Genomic DNA, 16,733 nt, shown 5'->3' on the forward strand with positions numbered 1-16,733 from the left:
CTCCGCTCGGGGCCCGCACCCCCCCCCACCGGGGCATAGGCCCCCCCCGGCCCCGTTACGCGGCGGGGGGCCCGCGCCCCACGCCCGGGCCCCGCCGCTCGGGCCCTGGCTTGCGGTGCTCAGCGCATCGAACCCGTGCGGAGCAGGGTGCGGATGACGCGCATCGCGACCGAGAGGCTGGACAGCTCGTAGTTGTCCGAACCCCTTATGTCGTCGAGCGTGCTCTTGGCGCGGTTCAGCAGGGTGGCGTTGAGCTCCGCCCAGGCGGTGTACCGCTCCTCGGGGGTCGCGCCCTCGGGGCCGCAGGCCAGGATGTCGGCGGTCAGGGCCGCGTGGGCCGCGAAGAGGTCCTCGCGGATGGCGGCGCGGGCCATCGACGACCAGCGGTCGGTCCGCGGCAGCTCGATGATGCGGTCGAGCAGGTGGGTGATCTGCAGGCGGTCGGCGAGGTCGTAGTAGAGCTCGGCGACCTCGGCGACGTCCTTGCCGGACCGGTCCGCGACCTCGGTGATGTCCAGGGTCGGGAAGGTCGAGGACAGGCCCGCGATCCGGCCCGCCAGCTCCTCCGGCACACCGGCCGCGGCGAGCTCGCCGTAGACCGACTCGAACCAGGCGAGGTCCTCGCCGCGCAGCGGCTTGGGCAGCGAACCCCAGACCTGGCCGACCCGGTCGTGGAAGAACTCGATGGTGGCCGCGATGTCGAGCGGCTGGCGGCGGTTGTTGAGCATCCACCGGGTGGCCCGCTCGACGAGTCGGCGCGAGTGCAGCCGCATGGTGGTCTGGGCGCCGGACGGGACCTGGTTGTCCAGGGCCTCGATCTCGGACCAGATCTGCTCCAGGCCGAAGACGGCCCGCGCGGCGGTGTGCGTCCGGGCGATCTCCTCGTACGTGGCGCCGGTCTCCTCCTTCAGCCGGAAGGCGAAGGTGCAGCCACCGCGGTTGATCGTGTCGTTGACGATCAGCGTGGTGATGATCTCGCGGCGCAGCGCGTGGTTGTCGATCGCCTCGGCGAACCGCGCCCGCAGCGCGCTCGGGAAGTACTCGTGCAGCGCGGTGCGGAAGAACGGGTCGTCGGGCAGCTCGGTGGCGAGCAGCTCGTCGGCCAGGGTGATCTTGGTGTAGGCGAGCAGCACCGACAGCTCGGGCTGCGAGAGGCCGCGGCCGTTCTGCTGGCGGTCGCGGATCTGCCGCTCGGTGGGCAGGAACTCCAGGCCCCGGTCGAGCCGGCCGTCGCGCTCCAGGCGGTTGATCATCCGGGAGTGGACGTTGACCATGCTGGTCGCCTGGGCGACGGCGTTGGCCAGCACCACGTTCTGCGCGTAGTTGTTGCGCAGCACCAGGTGGCCGACCTCGTCGGTCATCTCGGCGAGCAGCTGGTTGCGCTGCTTGACCGTCATGTCGCCGTCGGCGACCACCTGGTTGAGCAGGATCTTGATGTTGACCTCGTGGTCCGAGGTGTCCACACCGGCCGAGTTGTCGATGGCGTCGGTGTTGATCCAGCCGCCGGCGCCCTGGGGGCCGCCGGACGCCGCGTACTCGATGCGGCCGAGCTGGGTGCAGCCGAGGTTGCCGCCCTCGCCCACGACCCGCACCCGGAGCTGCTCGCCGTTGACCCGGATGGCGTCGTTGGCCTTGTCGCCGACCTCGGCGTTGGTCTCGGTCGAGGCCTTGACGTAGGTGCCGATGCCGCCGTTCCAGAACAGGTCGACCGGCGCCTGGAGGATCCGCTTCATCAGCTCGGCCGGGGTGAGCCGGCTCTCCTCGATGCCGAGCGCGGCCCGCACCGGCGAGGTCAGCTGGATCGACTTGGCGGTGCGCGGGAAGACGCCGCCGCCCGCCGAGATCAGCGACTTGTCGTAGTCGTCCCAGGAGCTGCGCGGCAGCTCGAAGAGGCGGCGGCGCTCGGCGTACGAGGTGGCCGCGTCCGGGTTGGGGTCGAGGAAGATGTGCCGGTGGTCGAAGGCGGCGACCAGGCGGATGTGCTCGCTGAGCAGCATGCCGTTGCCGAAGACGTCGCCGGACATGTCGCCGATGCCGACGACGGTGAAGTCCTCGGACTGGGTGTCGTGGCCGAGCTCGCGGAAGTTGCGCTTGACCGACTCCCAGGCGCCGCGGGCGGTGATGCCCATGCCCTTGTGGTCGTAGCCGGCCGAGCCGCCGGAGGCGAAGGCGTCGCCCAGCCAGAAGCCGTACGACTCGGCGACGCCGTTGGCGATGTCGGAGAAGGTCGCGGTGCCCTTGTCCGCGGCGACGACCAGGTAGGTGTCGTCCTCGTCGTGGCGGACCACGTCGGCCGGGTGGACGACCTCGCCGCCCTTGAGGTTGTCGGTGATGTCCAGCAGCGCCGAGATGAACGTCTTGTAGGACGAGATGCCCTCCGCCAGCCAGGCGTCCCGGTCCACCGACGGGTCCGGCAGCTGCTTGGCGACGAAACCGCCCTTGGCACCGACCGGCACGATGACGGTGTTCTTCACCATCTGCGCCTTGACCAGGCCGAGGATCTCGGTACGGAAGTCCTCACGCCGGTCCGACCAGCGCAGACCACCGCGGGCGACCTTGCCGAAGCGCAGGTGCACGCCCTCGACCTGCGGCGAGTACACCCAGATCTCGAACGCGGGGCGCGGGGCCGGCAGGTCCGGGATCGCCTTCGGGTCGAACTTCATCGACACGTAGGAGTGCCACGCGCCCGCTTCACCGGTGTGCTGGAAGAAGTTGGTGCGCAGGGTGGCCTTGATGAGGTGCAGGAAGGAGCGCAGGATGCGGTCCTCGTCCAGCGAGACGACCTCGTCCAGCGCGCCGGACAGCTCCTCCAGGATGGCGTCGGTCAGCTCGGCCGCGCCCAGCTGGTGGCTGGGGCTCAGCCGGGCCTCGAAGAGGTTGACCAGCAGCCGGGTGGTGTGGGTGTTGTTGCGGAGCGCGTCCTCCATGTAGTCCTGGGAGAACGTGGAGCCCGCCTGGCGCAGGTACTTGGCGTACGCGCGCAGCATCATCGCCTGGCGCCAGGTCAGCCCGGCGGTCAGCACCAGCTCGTTGAAGCCGTCGTTCTCGGCCTTGCCGGTCCAGGTGGCGGCGAAGGTCTCCTGGAAGCGGTCGCGCGCCTCGTCGGTCAGCTCGACGGCCTCGCGCAGCCGCAGGCCGAAGTCGTAGACCCAGGCGGTGGTGTGGTCCGAGCGGGTCAGCGCGTACGGGTGCTCGTCGAGCACCTCGACGCCCAGGCGCTGCAGGACCGGCAGGACCTCGGTGAGCGAGATCGGGCCGCCGACCCGGTAGATCTTGAACCGGCGCTCGTCGTCACCCGCGCCGACCGGCTGGTACAGGTTGAGGCGGAAGTCGCCCTCGCCGTGCAGCGACTCGATCTGCTTGAGGTCGGCGACGGCGGTGCGCGCGGTGAAGTCGGCGCGGTAGCCGTCGGGGAAGGCGTTGCCGTACTTGCGGGACAGCTCGGCGGCCCGCTCCTCGCCCAGCTCCAGGTGCAGCTGGTCGTTGAAGCCGTCCATCCAGAACCGGGCGGCCTCGGCGAGCTTGCCCTCGATCCGCTCGATCTCGGCGTCGGTGAGGTGCGGCAGCTCGCTGCCGGGGGTGACCCGGACGACGAAGTGCAGACGGGTCAGCACGGACTCCGTCGACCAGACCGTGTAGTCGATCGAGGCGCCGTTGAGCTCCTGCATCAGGATGTCCATCAGGCGCAGCCGGATGCGGGTGGTGTAGCGGTCGCGCGGCAGGTAGACCAGCGCGGAGAAGTAGCGCCCGTACTCGTCCTGGCGCAGGAACAGCCGCAGCCGGCGGCGCTCCTGGAGGTAGAGCACGCTGGTGGCGATCTGGAGCAGTTCCTCGGCCGGGGTCTGGAAGATCTCGTCCCGGGGGAAGGTCTCCAGGATCTGCAGCAGGTCGCGGCCGTCGTGGCTCTCGGTGGAGAAGCCGGAGCTGAGGATGACGTCCTGGACCTTGCGGCGGACCACCGGGATGCGGCTGACCGACTCGGTGTAGGCGGCGGCCGAGAACAGGCCGAGGAAGCGGCGCTCGCCGACGACCTCGCCGTTGGCGTCGAACTTCTTCACGCCGACGTAGTCGAGGTAGGCCGGGCGGTGCACGGTCGAGCGGCTGTTGGCCTTGGTGAGGACGAGCAGCTTCTTCTCGTGGGCCTTGGCGCGCACCGGCGCGGAGAGCCGGCCGAAGGCCTCGCTGACCGGGTGGTGGTCGTCGTCGTGGCTGAGCGGGTCGGAGCGCAGGATGCCGAGGCCGGTGCCGGCGACGGCCCTGAGGACCTCCTCGCCCTCGTGCTCCACCAGGTCGTACTCGCGGTAGCCGAGGAAGGTGAACTTGTCGTCGGCCAGCCAGCGCATCAGCTCCCAGGCCTCGCCGACCTCCTGCTCGGGCAGGTGGGCCGGGGGCTCCTCGGCGAGCTCGTCGGCCAGACGCAGCGCGGACTCGCGCATCTTCGTCCAGTCCTCGACGACCTCGCGGACGTCGCCCAGGACGCGGCGCAGGTCGGTCTCGATCGAACGGAGGTCCTCGCGGTCCGTCTCGCGGTCGATCTCGATGTGCATCCACGACTCGACGACGGCGTCGGCGGGCCACTCGGCACCGGCGGCCTGGCTGCGGGCGCAGGCGTCGATGTCCAGGATCTCCAGCAGCTTGCCGGTGATGTCACGGCGGACGACCAGCTGGGGGTGGATCACGATGTGGATCGCGCGGTCCTGGCGGGACAGCTCGTTGGTGACCGAGTCGACCAGGAACGGCATGTCGTCGGTGACGACCTCGACCACGGTGTGGCCGCAGGACCAGCCGTTCTCCTCCACCGACGGGGTGTGCACGCGGACCTCGGCGGTGCCCTGCGGGCGCTTGAGGCCGAGGCGGTAGTGGGAGGCTGCCGCGCCGTACACGTCGACCGGGTCGCGGTCGACCAGGTCCTCGGGCGCGGTGTGGAGGTAGTAGTGGTGCAGGTACGCGGTCAGAGCGCCGTTGCTCAGACCCTCCCCCGGCGCCGCTCCCCCCACCTGGCTGTTCTCAGCGGCTGCTGCTGCCTTCGTGAGCAGTTCGGCCTTGGCTGCGTCCAGCTTGGTCTGCATGACTTCTTGGCTCCTGTCGCGCGCCGTTGCGTGACTCGGTGGTGTGTGGGATCACCGCCGGGTCCACCGCAATCCTGCCGCACCAACCGGCTGAAAGGTCTCCATGGCGCGCATGAAACACCTCCGCAGCGGGTAGGACGAGACGTTCGGCCTGCAGCCACCCGACGACGCCAGCCAGCCTAACGGGAGGATTCGAAGGTGTCAGGGGACAGGGAGGCGCAATCCTGGAGGAAGATCCCGCCGTCCTGGACACCATGTCCAATCCGACCCGCCGTGTTCGCCATCAGCCCATATGCGGGTGAACATACGTGGTCGGCGGGACGAAGGTCTCCTTGATCGACCGGGCCGAGGTCCAGCGCAGCAGGTTCTGCGCGGCACCGGCCTTGTCGTTGGTGCCCGAGGCCCGGCCGCCGCCGAACGGCTGCTGCCCGACCACCGCGCCGGTCGGCTTGTCGTTGATGTAGAAGTTGCCCGCCGTGAAGCGCAGCTCCTCCACGGCCTGCGCGATGGCGTAGCGGTCCTGGGCGATCACCGCACCGGTGAGGCCGTACGGCGCGCCCGAGTCGACCCGGCCCAGCACGTCCTCCCAGCGGGAGTCCTCGTAGACGTGGACGGCCAGGATCGGGCCGAAGTACTCGGTGCGGAAGATCTCGCCCCGGTGGTCGGAGGAGACCAGCACGGTCGGGCGGACGAACCAGCCGATCGCGTCGTCGTACTGGCCGCCGGCCGCCAGCTCCACCGTCGGGTCGCCCTTGGCCCGCTCGATCGCGTCGCGGTTCTTGTCGAAGGCCCGCCGGTCGATCAGCGCGCCCATGAAGTTGGACAGGTCGGTGACGTCGCCGACGGCCAGTGCGTCCACCTCGGCCAGGAAGTCGTCCTTGATCGCCTGCCAGAGGCTGCGCGGCAGGTAGGCGCGGGAGAGCGCCGAGCACTTCTGGCCCTGGTACTCGAAGGCGCCGCGGACCAGCGCGGCCTTCAGGACCTCGGGGTCGGCCGAGCGGTGGGCGAGCAGGAAGTCCTTGCCGCCGGTCTCGCCGACGATCCGCGGGTACGTCCGGTAGCCGCCGATGTTGGCGCCCACGGTCTGCCAGAGCGACTGGAAGGTGGCGGTGGAGCCCGTGAAGTGCAGTCCCGCGAGGGCGGGGTCGGTGAGCGCCACCTGGGAGAGCTGCTGCCCGTCGCCGGTCACCATGTTGATCACCCCGGGCGGCAGGCCGGCGGCCTCCAGCAGGCGCATCAGGTAGTGCGCGGCGAGGGTCTGGGTGGGGGCCGGCTTCCAGACCACGGTGTTGCCCATCAGGGCGGGCGCGGTCGGCAGGTTGCCCGCGATGGCGGTGAAGTTGAACGGGGTGATCGCGTAGACGAACCCCTCCAGCGGCCGGTGGTCGGTGCGGTTCCACACCCCGGGCGAGGAGATCGGCTGGTCGGCCAGGATCTCGCGGGCGAACCGCACGTTGAACCGCCAGAAGTCGATCAGCTCGCAGGCGGAGTCGATCTCGGCCTGCTGGGCCGTCTTGGACTGGCCCAGCATGGTGGCCGCGTTGAGCGTCTCCCGCCAGGGCCCGGCCAGCAGGTCGGCGGCGCGCAGGAAGACCGCCGCCCGGTCGTCGAAGGACAGCCCGCGCCACTCGCGCCCGGCCGCCAGCGCCGCGTCCACCGCGGCCCGGGCGTCCTCCCGGGTGGCGTTCCCGAGCACACCGAGCTTGGCCGCGTGGTGGTGCGGCTGGACGACGTCGATCCGCTCGCCGCCGCCGAACCGCTGCTCGCCGGCGATGGTCATCGGCAGCGGGATCTGCTCGGCCGCCAGCTCGTCCAGCCGGCGCACCAGCCGGGCCCGCTCCGGGCTGCCCGGCGCGTAGCCGTGCACCGGCTCGTTGCCCGGGGTCGGGACCTGGGTGACTGCGTCGATGGGCATGGCGGCTCCGCTCGTCGTGGTGGCCTGGCGTCAATCCAGACTGACGAGCGGCGGGCCGGTTCGCCCGCTCAGACACGCCACCGGTGGACGTGGTTCGCGACACGCCCGCACCGCCCGGCGCGGTGGCCCGCCCGAGGGCGGGCGACGCCCCGGGACCGGCTCAGCCCGCCAGCCGCCCGGCCAGCTCAACGGCCTCGGCCAGGCTGTCCACCACCGGGACGCCGACCGGCTCCAGCTTCCCCCGGGTGTGCGAGCCGCCGGTGTACAGCACCGCGTGCGCACCCGCGCTCAGCGCCGCCAGCGCGTCGTCCGCGGCGTCGCCGATCAGCACCGTGCGGGCCGGGTCCACATGCGCGCCGAGCGCGGCCAGGTGCCTGGTCAGGTGCTCCGCCTTCTGGCCCCCGGACGGGCCGCTGCGGCCGTCCACCCGGAGGAAGTGTCCGGTCAGGCCGAACCCGTCGACCACCGGCAGCAGCTTGTGGTGCTCGTACATCGACAGCAGCGACTGGCTGTGCCCGGCCTCCCGCCAGCCGCTCAGCAGCTCCAGCACGCCGTCCGTCAGCCCGCACGCCGTGCTCAGCTCCAGATAGCGGTCGTGGAAGGCGTCGTCGAGCCGCAGCCACTCGGCCTCGGAGGGCATCCGGCCGAGCAGCCGCTGGTAGAAGCGGGGAATCGGGATCTCGTACTGCTCGCGGTACTCCTGCATGGTCATCGGCTCGATGCCGACGGTCGCGAACGCGGCGTTGCTCGCGCCGAGCACCGCCTCCATGTCGTGGAAGAGCGTGCCGTTCCAGTCCCAGACGATATGAGTGCGCACGCAGGGAACGGTAACCCCGGCCACCGACAACCCGGTAGGACGGGGGTTCCCGACGGGCCCCGGCGCGGACCCCGGCCCGCGTCGGCGCGCGTCGGCCCCGGTCAGGCCAGCAGTGCGGAGATCTCCTGGGTGGCGAACCACAGCAGGTCGTGGTCCTCGGCGCCGTCCACGGTGAACTGGGCGTCCTGGTCGCCCCCGTCGGCCGCCGCGACGGCCGCGACCGCCGCCTCGACGTCCGCGACCACGTCCTGGTCGGCCACGTCCGCGTGCACCGCGGCCGCCTTCGCCAGCCGCACCGGCCCGGCCAGCACCACCCGGCCGAGCGAGGCCTGGTCCTGGTACTCGTCGCCGGGGAACGGCTGCACCGCCGAGTCGGCGACGTCCAGCGCCACCACCACCCGGCGGCGCGGCGCGTCCGGGTCGGCGGCCAGCAGCCGCAGCGAGGACTGCGCGGCCCGGTTCAGCGCCGCGTACTCCAGTTCCTCCAGGTCGTCACTGACGTACCACTCGCGCAGTGCGGGGGTCACGGCGTACGCCGCGGACTGCTCCAGGGCGCCGCCCGGGTGCGCCGCCGCCAGGCCGGTCAGGGTGGTGGGCACGTACACGCGCATCGGTGGCACTCTCCGGTTCGTCCAGCGGCACAGCTTCCAGCGCCCCAAGAATAAGCGCCGGGGCGGCATCCGTGATCACGCGCTCACGCCCGCCCGCGGCCCTGCGCCGGGCACCCGCACCGCGCCGCGGTCCGACGGTGCCGCGGGTACCGTCCCGCCACCGCTCCGCAGCGGGTGCGCGCCGCGGGCCGGCGCCCGCCCGCCCCGCGCGCCGGGTCGGGTCACCGCACGCCGCCCAGGGCCGCCCGGCTGGTCAGCAGCGCGCTCTCCAGCACGGCGCCGCGGCGGGCCGGGTCCATCATGTTCGGGCCCATCACCGCCAGGTCCGCCAGGGTCGGCGCGAGCAGGTGCACCCGGACGCCGCTCGCCCGCAGCAGCCGGGCCTCGCGCAGCAGCTGCCGGGTCACCGCGCGGCGGTAGCGGCCGACCAGCTGGGCGAGCACCCCGCGCGGGCGGTCCCGGGCGCGCCACTCGCGCAGCGCCGCCACGGTGCCGCGGCCGGGCTCGGCGCGCCCGCGCGGGTGCAGCCGCAGTGCCATCGGAGCGAGCACGTAGACCTCGTCCAGGCCGCGGCCGAGCATCAGGTCGGCGTTGGTCGCCGACCAGCAGCCGCCGTCCACGTACGCCGAGCCGTTCACCCGGACCGGGGCGAACCAGCCGGGGATCGCGCAGGAGGCCATCACCGCCTCGGCGACCGCGGCGGCCGGCGCGTCCGGATCGCCGAAGACCACCCGGTGACCGCCGCGGTAGTCCACCGCGGCCACCCGAAGGGCCGAGCCGTCCGGCCAGCCGCCCGGGCCCAGCAGGCCGCGCACCAGCTCGCCGACCGGCTCCAGCGAGCCGCGGCCGTGCGGTGCCATCGCCGACACCATGGTCAGCAGCGGGTACTCGCGCGGGTGGCGGACGGCGTCCCGCAGCAGGCCCGGCGAGCCGATGCCGGCCCGCGGCCGCGGGGGCAGGGCGCCGCCGACCGCCGTCTCGTAGTCGAAGGCCACCCCGGCCAGCGGGCCGGCCGCGATCGGCAGACCGCGCTGGTGGTCGCGGAGCTGGTCGGTGCGGACACCGCCGGCCAGCATCGCGGCGAGGATCGCGCCCGCCGACGTCCCGAGCAGCACCTCGGCGCCGCCCGGCCGCCAGCCGGCCGCCTCCTCGACGGCGCAGAGCGCGCCGACCGTCCAGGCCGCGCCCAGCATGCCGCCGCCGCCCAGCACCAGTCCGCGCCGGGGCCGGGCGTCGGCGGGCGGCGCCGCCGACGCCGGTGTCCGCGCTACCCATGTCGTCATGCCGGCCGCCTGTCCTGGTCGGGGCGCTGTCGTCGTCCGTCCTCCGCGATGCCCGGTCCGGATCCGATCCTGCGCGCCGAGGGCCCGCCGGCGCAACGTCGCGCCGGGGGGCCGCGCCACCCGTCCCGGTGCCCCGGAGCGTCCCCTTTCGGGCCTTTCCGCTGGCCCCCGCACGTCAACCGGGCGCCCTCCGGACGGGCGCGCCGACCCTTGGCGCACTGGGCGGTTCACCCGGATAGGTGAGACCTCGGGCAGGCCCGCCGAAGGGGCCCCACCTGCTTGCCACCCCGTTCGGTGCCGGGCTACCAAGGACCCGTCCGTACCCGCACCAGCCGCCCCGGGAGGGCCCCGTGACCACCTGCCCGATCCCCGCCGCTCCGCAGCCCGCCCAGCAGCCCGCCGGGCCGCCCGGCGGCCACCCGGGCCGATCCACCCTGCCGTCGGCCCACCCGCACCGCCCGCACGCCACCGCCCGGGCCGGCCACCGCCCACCCGGCGGCCGGCGCCCGCGCCACCCCCGGACGGCCTGCGTCGCCCCCGCCGACCCGGGGCTCCACGCCGGGCTGAGCACGCGCTTCGCCCACCAGCTGGTCGAGGTGCTGACCGGCGCCCGGCCGTCCGGCCAGCTGATGCGCCACACCAGCCTGGACGGCTACGGCCAGCTCGCCTCGCTCGTCCGGATCGGCATCCTGCGGCGCGGCGGCGCCGCCGACCGGCCCCGGCTCGGGCCGGTGCACGACAGATCGCCCTCGCCCGACGCGATCGAGGCCTGCGTCCGGGTCGACCTCGGCAGCCGGCACCACATGGTGGCGTTCCGGCTGGAGCTGCGCGGGCGGGCCGGGCAGTGGCAGTGCACCGCCGTGGAGGCCCGGTGAATCCGCCCGGCACGATCCTCGCGCGGCGCCCGGCCGGCACCGCACCGGGCGCCGCAGCGGGTGTCACGGGGCTCCCGAGGGGCACCGTGGCGGACTCCGGCAGCGGTCCCGCGGCAGTTGCCCCCGGCCATGCCCGCAGCGGCGCCACCGGGGCCGCACGGGCCGCGGGAGCCACCCGGGCCGCGGATCCCGCGGTGGACTCGGGCGCCGCAGTGGCCACGGGCGCCGCCGCAACGGCGCAGGGCGCCACCCCCGTACGGGAGTGGCGCCCTGCGTGGCGGCGGACCGGGCCGGCCGGCCCCGCCTCAGCTCTTGCGGCGGCGGCCCTTGGCCGACTTCGCGGCCTTGCGGCGCTCGGCGCGGGTCAACCCGTCGCCCTCGTCCTCCGGCGCGAGGTCCTCGAAGTCGCCCTCGACGACTCCGCCACCGACCTCGTCCGAGGGGGCCGTGTAGTGCAGCCGCTGCGGCTTGGGGGCCTCCAGGCCCTTGGCCTTGATCTCCGGGCGGGCGGCGTCCTTCTCCAGCTTGTCGAGCAGCACCTCGGCGTCCTCGACCGGCACCTCCTCGACCTGCTGCTCGACCTGGACCTCCAGGTTGAACAGGTAGCCGACGGACTCCTCCTTGATGCCCTCCATCATCGCGGTGAACATGTCGAAGCCCTCGCGCTGGTACTCGACCAGCGGGTCGCGCTGCGCCATGGCCCGCAGACCGATGCCCTCCTGGAGGTAGTCCATCTCGTAGAGGTGCTCGCGCCAGCGGCGGTCCAGCACCGAGAGGACGACCCGACGCTCCAGCTCGCGCATGATCTCCGCGCCGAGCTGGTCCTCGCGGGCGCCGTACTGCGCCTGGATGTCCTCCTGGATGACCTTGGTGAGGAACTCCGGGGTGAGCCCGGCGGTGCCGCCGGCCTCCTCCTCCAGCTCCTCCAGGTCCAGGGTGACGGGGTAGAGCTGCTTCAGCGCGGTCCAGAGCTTGTCGAGGTCCCAGTCGTCCTCGAAGCCCTCGCCGGTGGCCGCCTTGACGTACGCCTCGACGGTGTCGTCCATGAAGTGGCCGACCTGCTCCTGGAGGTCCTCGCCCTCCAGCACGCGGCGGCGCTCGCCGTAGATGACCTCGCGCTGGCGGTTCAGCACCTCGTCGTACTTGAGGACGTTCTTGCGGATCTCGAAGTTCTGCTGCTCGACCTGGGTCTGCGCCGAGGCGATGGCGCGGGTGACCATCTTCGACTCGATCGGCACGTCCTCGGGCACGTTGGCCATCGAGAGCACGCGCTCGACCATGCCGGCCTTGAACAGGCGCATCAGGTCGTCGCCGAGCGACAGGTAGAAGCGGGACTCGCCCGGGTCGCCCTGACGGCCGGAGCGGCCGCGCAGCTGGTTGTCGATCCGGCGGGACTCGTGCCGCTCGGTGCCGAGGACGTAGAGGCCACCGGCCTCCTTGACCTCGTCCTGCTCCGCCTTCACGGACGCCTTGGCCTTCTCCAGCGCGGCCGGGAACGCCTCCTCGTACTCCTCCGGGGTGTCCACCGGGGTGATGCCGCGCTGGGCCAGCTCGGCCGCCGCGAGGTGGTCGGAGTTGCCGCCGAGCATGATGTCGGTACCACGGCCGGCCATGTTGGTGGCGACGGTCACGGCGCCCTTGCGGCCCGCCTGCGCGACGATCTGCGCCTCGCGCTCGTGGTGCTTGGCGTTCAGCACCTCGTGCGGGATGCCGCGCTTGCGCAGCTCCTGCGACAGGTACTCGGACTTCTCCACCGACACGGTGCCGACCAGCACCGGCTGGCCCTTCTCGTGCTTCTCGGCGATGTCCTCGACCACGGCGGCGAACTTGGCCGGCTCGGACTTGTAGATCAGGTCGGGCTGGTCGATGCGCAGCGGCGACCTGTTGGTCGGGATGGGCACCACGCCGAGCTTGTAGATCTGGTGGAACTCGGCCGCCTCGGTGGTGCCGGTACCGGTCATGCCGGAGAGCTTGTCGTACAGGCGGAAGAAGTTCTGCAGGGTGATGGTGGCCAGCGTCTGGTTCTCGTTCTGGACCTCCACCCCCTCCTTGGCCTCGATCGCCTGGTGCATGCCCTCGTTGTAGCGACGGCCGGCCAGGATGCGGCCGGTGTGCTCGTCGACGATCATGACCTCGCCGTTCATCACGACGTAGTCCTTGTCCCGCTTGTACAGCTCCTTGGCCTTGATGGCGTTGTTCAGGAAGCCGACCAGCGGGGTGTTCACCGACTCGTAGAGGTTGTCGATGCCGAGGTAGTCCTCGACCCGGGTGACACCCTCCTCCAGCACGCCGACGGTGCGCTTCTTCTCGTCGACCTCGTAGTCGCGCTCGATCTTCAGGCGCTGCACCAGCTTGGCGAAGTCGGCGTACCACTTGGTCGCCTGGTCCGCCGGACCGGAGATGATCAGGGGGGTGCGGGCCTCGTCGATGAGGATCGAGTCGACCTCGTCGACCACCGCGAAGTTGTGTCCGCGCTGGACGAGTTCGTCCTTCGACCAGGCCATGTTGTCGCGCAGGTAGTCGAAGCCGAACTCGTTGTTGGTGCCGTACGTGATGTCCATCGCGTACTGGCGCTTGCGCTCGGCGGGCGTCATGTTGCCCAGGATCACGCCGACTTCGAGGCCGAGGAAGCGGTGCACCCGGCCCATCCACTCCGAGTCGCGCTCGGCGAGGTAGTCGTTGACGGTGATCAGGTGCACGCCCTTGCCGGTCAACGCGTTGAGGTACGTGGGCAGGGTGCCGACCAGGGTCTTGCCCTCACCGGTGCGCATCTCGGCCACGTAGCCGAGGTGCAGCGCGGCGCCACCCATGATCTGGACGTCGTAGTGCCGCTGGCCGAGCACTCGCCGGGCGGCCTCGCGAACGGTCGCGAACGCCTCCGGGAGGACGTCGTCCAGGGACTCACCGTCGGTGATCCGCTGCTTGTACTCGTCGGTCAGCGCGCGCAGCTCGGCGTCGGTGAGGTTGACGAAGTCCTCTTCGATGGAGTTGACCTGGGCAGCAATCCGCTGCAGCTTGCGAAGGATCTTGCCTTCGCCGGCGCGCAGGATCTTGTCGAAGACGGACACTTGGGCGGGCTCCTTGCCTGTATTGGCACTGGACGACTGCACGACGGGTTTACCCCACCGCACGGGCCATCGTATGCGAGGAGTCCAACGCCCCGGGAGGTGCGTCAGCACGCTATTCCCGTGTCACCCCTGTGGGCACCTGCCCGATAGCACCGTTCACCGGGGCAAAACGGTCAGCCGTCCGGGTAGTTGGCCGGTCGAGGGGGATATTGGGATGCCCGGTTTCCTTTCTGCACGGAATAATCCGCTCATGGCAGAGCATCCCGAGCCCCCCGCCCCCGGCACCCTCGTCACCGAACGCCTGCTGCTGCGGCCGCCGCAGGAGTCCGACCTGGACGCGATCTTCGAAGCCTGCCAGGACGAGGAGATCCAGCGCTGGACGGTCGTCCCCAGCCCGTACCTGCGCAAGGACGCGGAGTACTTCGTCAACGACCTGGCCGCCAACGGCCGGCGCACCGGCGACGCCCTCGTCTGGTGCGTGGTCGAGCGCGCCGGCGGGGCCCTGGTCGGGACCCAGGGGCTGGTCCGCACCCCCGGCCGGCCGGGTTGCGCCGAGATCGGCTGGTGGGCCACCAGGGAGCACCGCGGCCGCGGATTCACCGTCGAGGCCGCCCGCGCGGTCGCCCGCCACGGGCTCACCGAGCTGGGCCTGCGCCGGCTGGAGTGGGTCGCCTACGTGGGCAACGAGGGCTCCCGCGCGGTCGCCGAGAAGGTCGGCTTCCGCTTCGAGGGCACCCTGCGCTCGTACGCCGAGCAGCGCGGCGAGTTCCGCGACTCCTGGGTCGCCGGGCTGCTCGCCACCGACCTCGCCACCGACCTCGCCGACTGACCGCCCCCGCCGCACCGACCGACCGCCCCTCCCGGAGCCACTGCCGCGGCTCCGGGAGGGGCGTTGTCGGTGCCGCCCTCTACCCTCGCCGACATGACCGTCATGACTCCCGCCACGACCCTCGGCGCCGACGAGGCCCGCCGCATCGCCCTGCGCGCGCAGGGCCTGCTCGGCGCACCGGACCGCCGGGGCGGCGTGCGCGGGGTGCTGCGCCACCTCGGCGCCGTCCAGCTCGACACCATCTCGGTGCTGGCCCGCTCGCACGAGCTGGTCCCGTACGCGCGGCTCGGCGCCGTCGGCCGGCCCGCCGTCGAAGCGGCCTACTGGGGTGCCGGGGCGAGCTTCGAGTACTGGTCGCACGCGGCCTGCATCCTGCCGATCGAGGAGTGGCCGCTCTTCGCGTTCCGCCGCCGCCGCTACCGCGAGCGCGCCCACGTCTGGGGCATGCAGGTGGACGCCGCCACCTACCGGTCCGTGCTGGCCAAGCTGCGCGACGAGGGGCCGCTCACCTCGACCGGGCTGGGCGGCGCCAAGAAGACGGCCGACTGGTGGGACTGGTCCGACACCAAGATCGCGGTGGAACGCGCCCTGGCCTTCGGCGACGTGGTCTGCACCGAGCGCCGGAGCTGGAAGCGGGTCTACGCACTGGCCGAACAGGCCGTCCCCGCCGAGCTGTTCGAGCCGGAGCCGACCGACGAGGACTGCCTGCGCACCCTGGTCGCGCAGGCCGGCGCCGCACTCGGCGTGGCCACCCGGGCCGACCTGCTGGACTACCACCGGCTGAAGGCCGAGCAGTTGGACCCGGTGCTCGCCGACTCCGGCCTGGTCCCGGTGGAGGTCGCCGGCTGGGGCCCGGCCGGCGCCCCCGCCGCGGCCTGGGCCGATCCGGCCGCACTCGCCGCCGCGCCGCGCGGCCGGCACCGCACCACGCTGCTCTCCCCGTTCGACTCGCTGATCTGGGACCGCCCGCGCACCGAGCGGATCTTCGGCATGACGCACCGGCTGGAGGCCTACACCCCCAAGCACAAGCGGGTGCACGGCTACTTCGCGATGCCGCTGCTGGCCGGCGGTCGGTTGGTGGGCCGGGTCGATCCGGCCCGGGAGGGAAGGACGTTGGTGGCCCGCCAGGTCTCGCTGGACTCCGCGCGGCACGTCGAGGCGCTGGCCACCGCCCTGCGCGAGGCGGCCGCCTGGGTGGGCTGCGACGGCGTCCGCGTGGAGGCGCTGGACGACGAGGCGCTGCGCCCGGCACTGGAGAGGCTGCTGGCCGACTGAGCCGCCGGGCGGACCGCGGGCTCCGTCACCCTATTTCGAGGATCTTCTCCCGCATCGCGTAGACCACGGCCTCCATCCGGGAGTGCAGCTGGAGCTTCTCCAGGATGTTGCGCACGTGGTTCTTCACGGTGTTCTCGCTGATGAACAGCTCCTTGGCGATCTCCCGGTTGTTCATCCCGGTGGCCACCAGCTTCAGCACCTCCAACTCCCGGTCGGTCAACCGGGGTGCGGGCACCAGGTCCCGGTCGTCGGAGCGGCGCTGGATCATCGCCTTGAACTCGGTGAGCAGCTTGGAGGCCATCGACGGGCTGATCTGCGACTGCCCGTCGGCGACCGCCCGGATCGCGGTGGCGACCTCGTCGGTGGAGATCTCCTTGAGCAGGTAGCCGGTGGCCCCCGCCTTGATCGCCTCGTAGAGGTCGGCTTCCTCGTCGCTTATCGTCAGCATGATGATCTTGGTGCTGGGCGCCACGTCCTTGATCGCCGTGCACGCCTCGATCCCGCTGCGGCGGGGCATCCGAACATCCATCAGAATGATGTCGGGCAGCAGGTCGGCGGCCTTCAGCACGGCCTCCGCGCCGTCCCCCGCCTCGCCGACGACCGTGATGTCCTCCTCCTCGGCGAGCACGATCTCCAGGCCGCGGCGGAACAGCGCGTGGTCGTCCACCACCAGGACGCGGATCGGCTCCCTCCGGCGCGGGGCGTAGTCGAGGTCCTCCCCCGACCCCCGCGCCACCCCCCCGACCGGCCCCGCACCGGGCCCCAGCCCGAAGTGATCCCCCATCCGCTCCTCCCCCGTCGCCGGTCGTCGTTCGCCAATCATTCCACGCCCCGGACGCCCTCCGGTCACCCTCCGACGCCGATTGCCCCGCATCGGGTGACCCCCCGGGGCCCGGACCTGCCCGGACCAGGCCGGACCGGCCCGCAGCGGCCCCGCGGTCGGCCCGGAACGCCGGTGACCCCGGCGGCCACGGCCGCCGGGGTCACCACT

At 72.4% G+C, this 16,733-nt stretch carries 10 protein-coding genes; 3 read left to right on the forward strand and 7 right to left on the reverse strand.

Annotated features, from left to right (window positions below):
* Positions 1 to 119: 119 nt before the first annotated feature.
* The 5 genes from ACFVYI_RS36935 to ACFVYI_RS36955 all read right to left on the reverse strand — a co-directional run bounded on the left by ACFVYI_RS36935 (position 120) and on the right by ACFVYI_RS36955 (position 9,695).
* Positions 120 to 5,069 carry an NAD-glutamate dehydrogenase gene (locus ACFVYI_RS36935; protein ID WP_387893759.1) on the reverse strand — a complete coding sequence of 1,650 codons (4,950 nt, stop codon included), beginning with the start codon at positions 5,067 to 5,069 and terminating at the stop codon, positions 120 to 122.
* A 283-nt stretch (positions 5,070 to 5,352) separates the two neighbouring features.
* Positions 5,353 to 6,978, reverse strand: coding sequence for an L-glutamate gamma-semialdehyde dehydrogenase (pruA, locus tag ACFVYI_RS36940; protein ID WP_387893796.1), 1,626 nt, complete (start codon positions 6,976 to 6,978; stop codon positions 5,353 to 5,355).
* A 166-nt stretch (positions 6,979 to 7,144) separates the two neighbouring features.
* Entirely contained in the window at positions 7,145 to 7,801 is a 657-nt protein-coding gene (locus ACFVYI_RS36945; protein WP_387893761.1) for an HAD family hydrolase, read from the reverse strand.
* 101 nt (positions 7,802 to 7,902) lie between these two features.
* Complete coding sequence (locus tag ACFVYI_RS36950) at positions 7,903 to 8,412, reverse strand: DUF6912 family protein (RefSeq protein WP_387893763.1); 510 nt, start codon at positions 8,410 to 8,412, stop codon at positions 7,903 to 7,905.
* 221 nt (positions 8,413 to 8,633) lie between these two features.
* Complete coding sequence (locus tag ACFVYI_RS36955; protein ID WP_387893765.1) at positions 8,634 to 9,695, reverse strand: patatin-like phospholipase family protein; 1,062 nt, start codon at positions 9,693 to 9,695, stop codon at positions 8,634 to 8,636.
* A gap of 350 nt (positions 9,696 to 10,045) precedes the next feature.
* Between ACFVYI_RS36955 and ACFVYI_RS36960 the strand changes: the two genes are divergently transcribed.
* Entirely contained in the window at positions 10,046 to 10,570 is a 525-nt protein-coding gene (locus tag ACFVYI_RS36960) for an Rv3235 family protein (protein WP_387893767.1), read from the forward strand.
* A gap of 305 nt (positions 10,571 to 10,875) precedes the next feature.
* Here ACFVYI_RS36960 and secA read toward each other — a convergent pair whose 3' ends face one another.
* A complete protein-coding gene (secA, locus tag ACFVYI_RS36965; protein WP_387893769.1) occupies positions 10,876 to 13,638 on the reverse strand; it encodes a preprotein translocase subunit SecA in 2,763 nt (920 codons plus the stop codon).
* A 250-nt stretch (positions 13,639 to 13,888) separates the two neighbouring features.
* Here secA and ACFVYI_RS36970 point away from each other — a divergent pair, with 250 nt between their 5' ends.
* Positions 13,889 to 14,467: a GNAT family N-acetyltransferase gene (locus tag ACFVYI_RS36970; RefSeq protein WP_387893771.1), complete on the forward strand. Its 579-nt coding sequence runs from the start codon at positions 13,889 to 13,891 to the stop codon at positions 14,465 to 14,467.
* Between the two features lie 93 nt (positions 14,468 to 14,560).
* On the forward strand, positions 14,561 to 15,742 hold the full coding sequence (locus ACFVYI_RS36975) for a winged helix-turn-helix domain-containing protein (protein WP_387893773.1): 1,182 nt from the start codon (positions 14,561 to 14,563) through the stop codon (positions 15,740 to 15,742).
* 25 nt (positions 15,743 to 15,767) lie between these two features.
* Here ACFVYI_RS36975 and ACFVYI_RS36980 read toward each other — a convergent pair whose 3' ends face one another.
* Positions 15,768 to 16,526: a response regulator gene (locus ACFVYI_RS36980; protein ID WP_387893776.1), complete on the reverse strand. Its 759-nt coding sequence runs from the start codon at positions 16,524 to 16,526 to the stop codon at positions 15,768 to 15,770.
* Positions 16,527 to 16,733 lie beyond the last annotated feature (207 nt).

The sequence above is a fragment of the Kitasatospora sp. NPDC058218 genome, from assembly GCF_042882445.1.
Taxonomy (GTDB): domain Bacteria; phylum Actinomycetota; class Actinomycetes; order Streptomycetales; family Streptomycetaceae; genus Kitasatospora.

Excerpts from the sequence above, each read along its gene's own strand:
- ACFVYI_RS36935 (WP_387893759.1), bottom strand. The coding sequence starts at position 5,069 with ATGCAGACCAAGCTGGACGCAGCCAAGGCCGAACTGCTCACGAAGGCA.
- ACFVYI_RS36950 (WP_387893763.1), bottom strand. The coding sequence starts at position 8,412 with ATGCGCGTGTACGTGCCCACCACCCTGACCGGCCTGGCGGCGGCGCAC.
- ACFVYI_RS36955 (WP_387893765.1), bottom strand. The coding sequence starts at position 9,695 with ATGACGACATGGGTAGCGCGGACACCGGCGTCGGCGGCGCCGCCCGCC.
- ACFVYI_RS36970 (WP_387893771.1), top strand. The coding sequence starts at position 13,889 with ATGGCAGAGCATCCCGAGCCCCCCGCCCCCGGCACCCTCGTCACCGAA.
- ACFVYI_RS36975 (WP_387893773.1), top strand. The coding sequence starts at position 14,561 with ATGACCGTCATGACTCCCGCCACGACCCTCGGCGCCGACGAGGCCCGC.
- ACFVYI_RS36980 (WP_387893776.1), bottom strand. The coding sequence starts at position 16,526 with ATGGGGGATCACTTCGGGCTGGGGCCCGGTGCGGGGCCGGTCGGGGGG.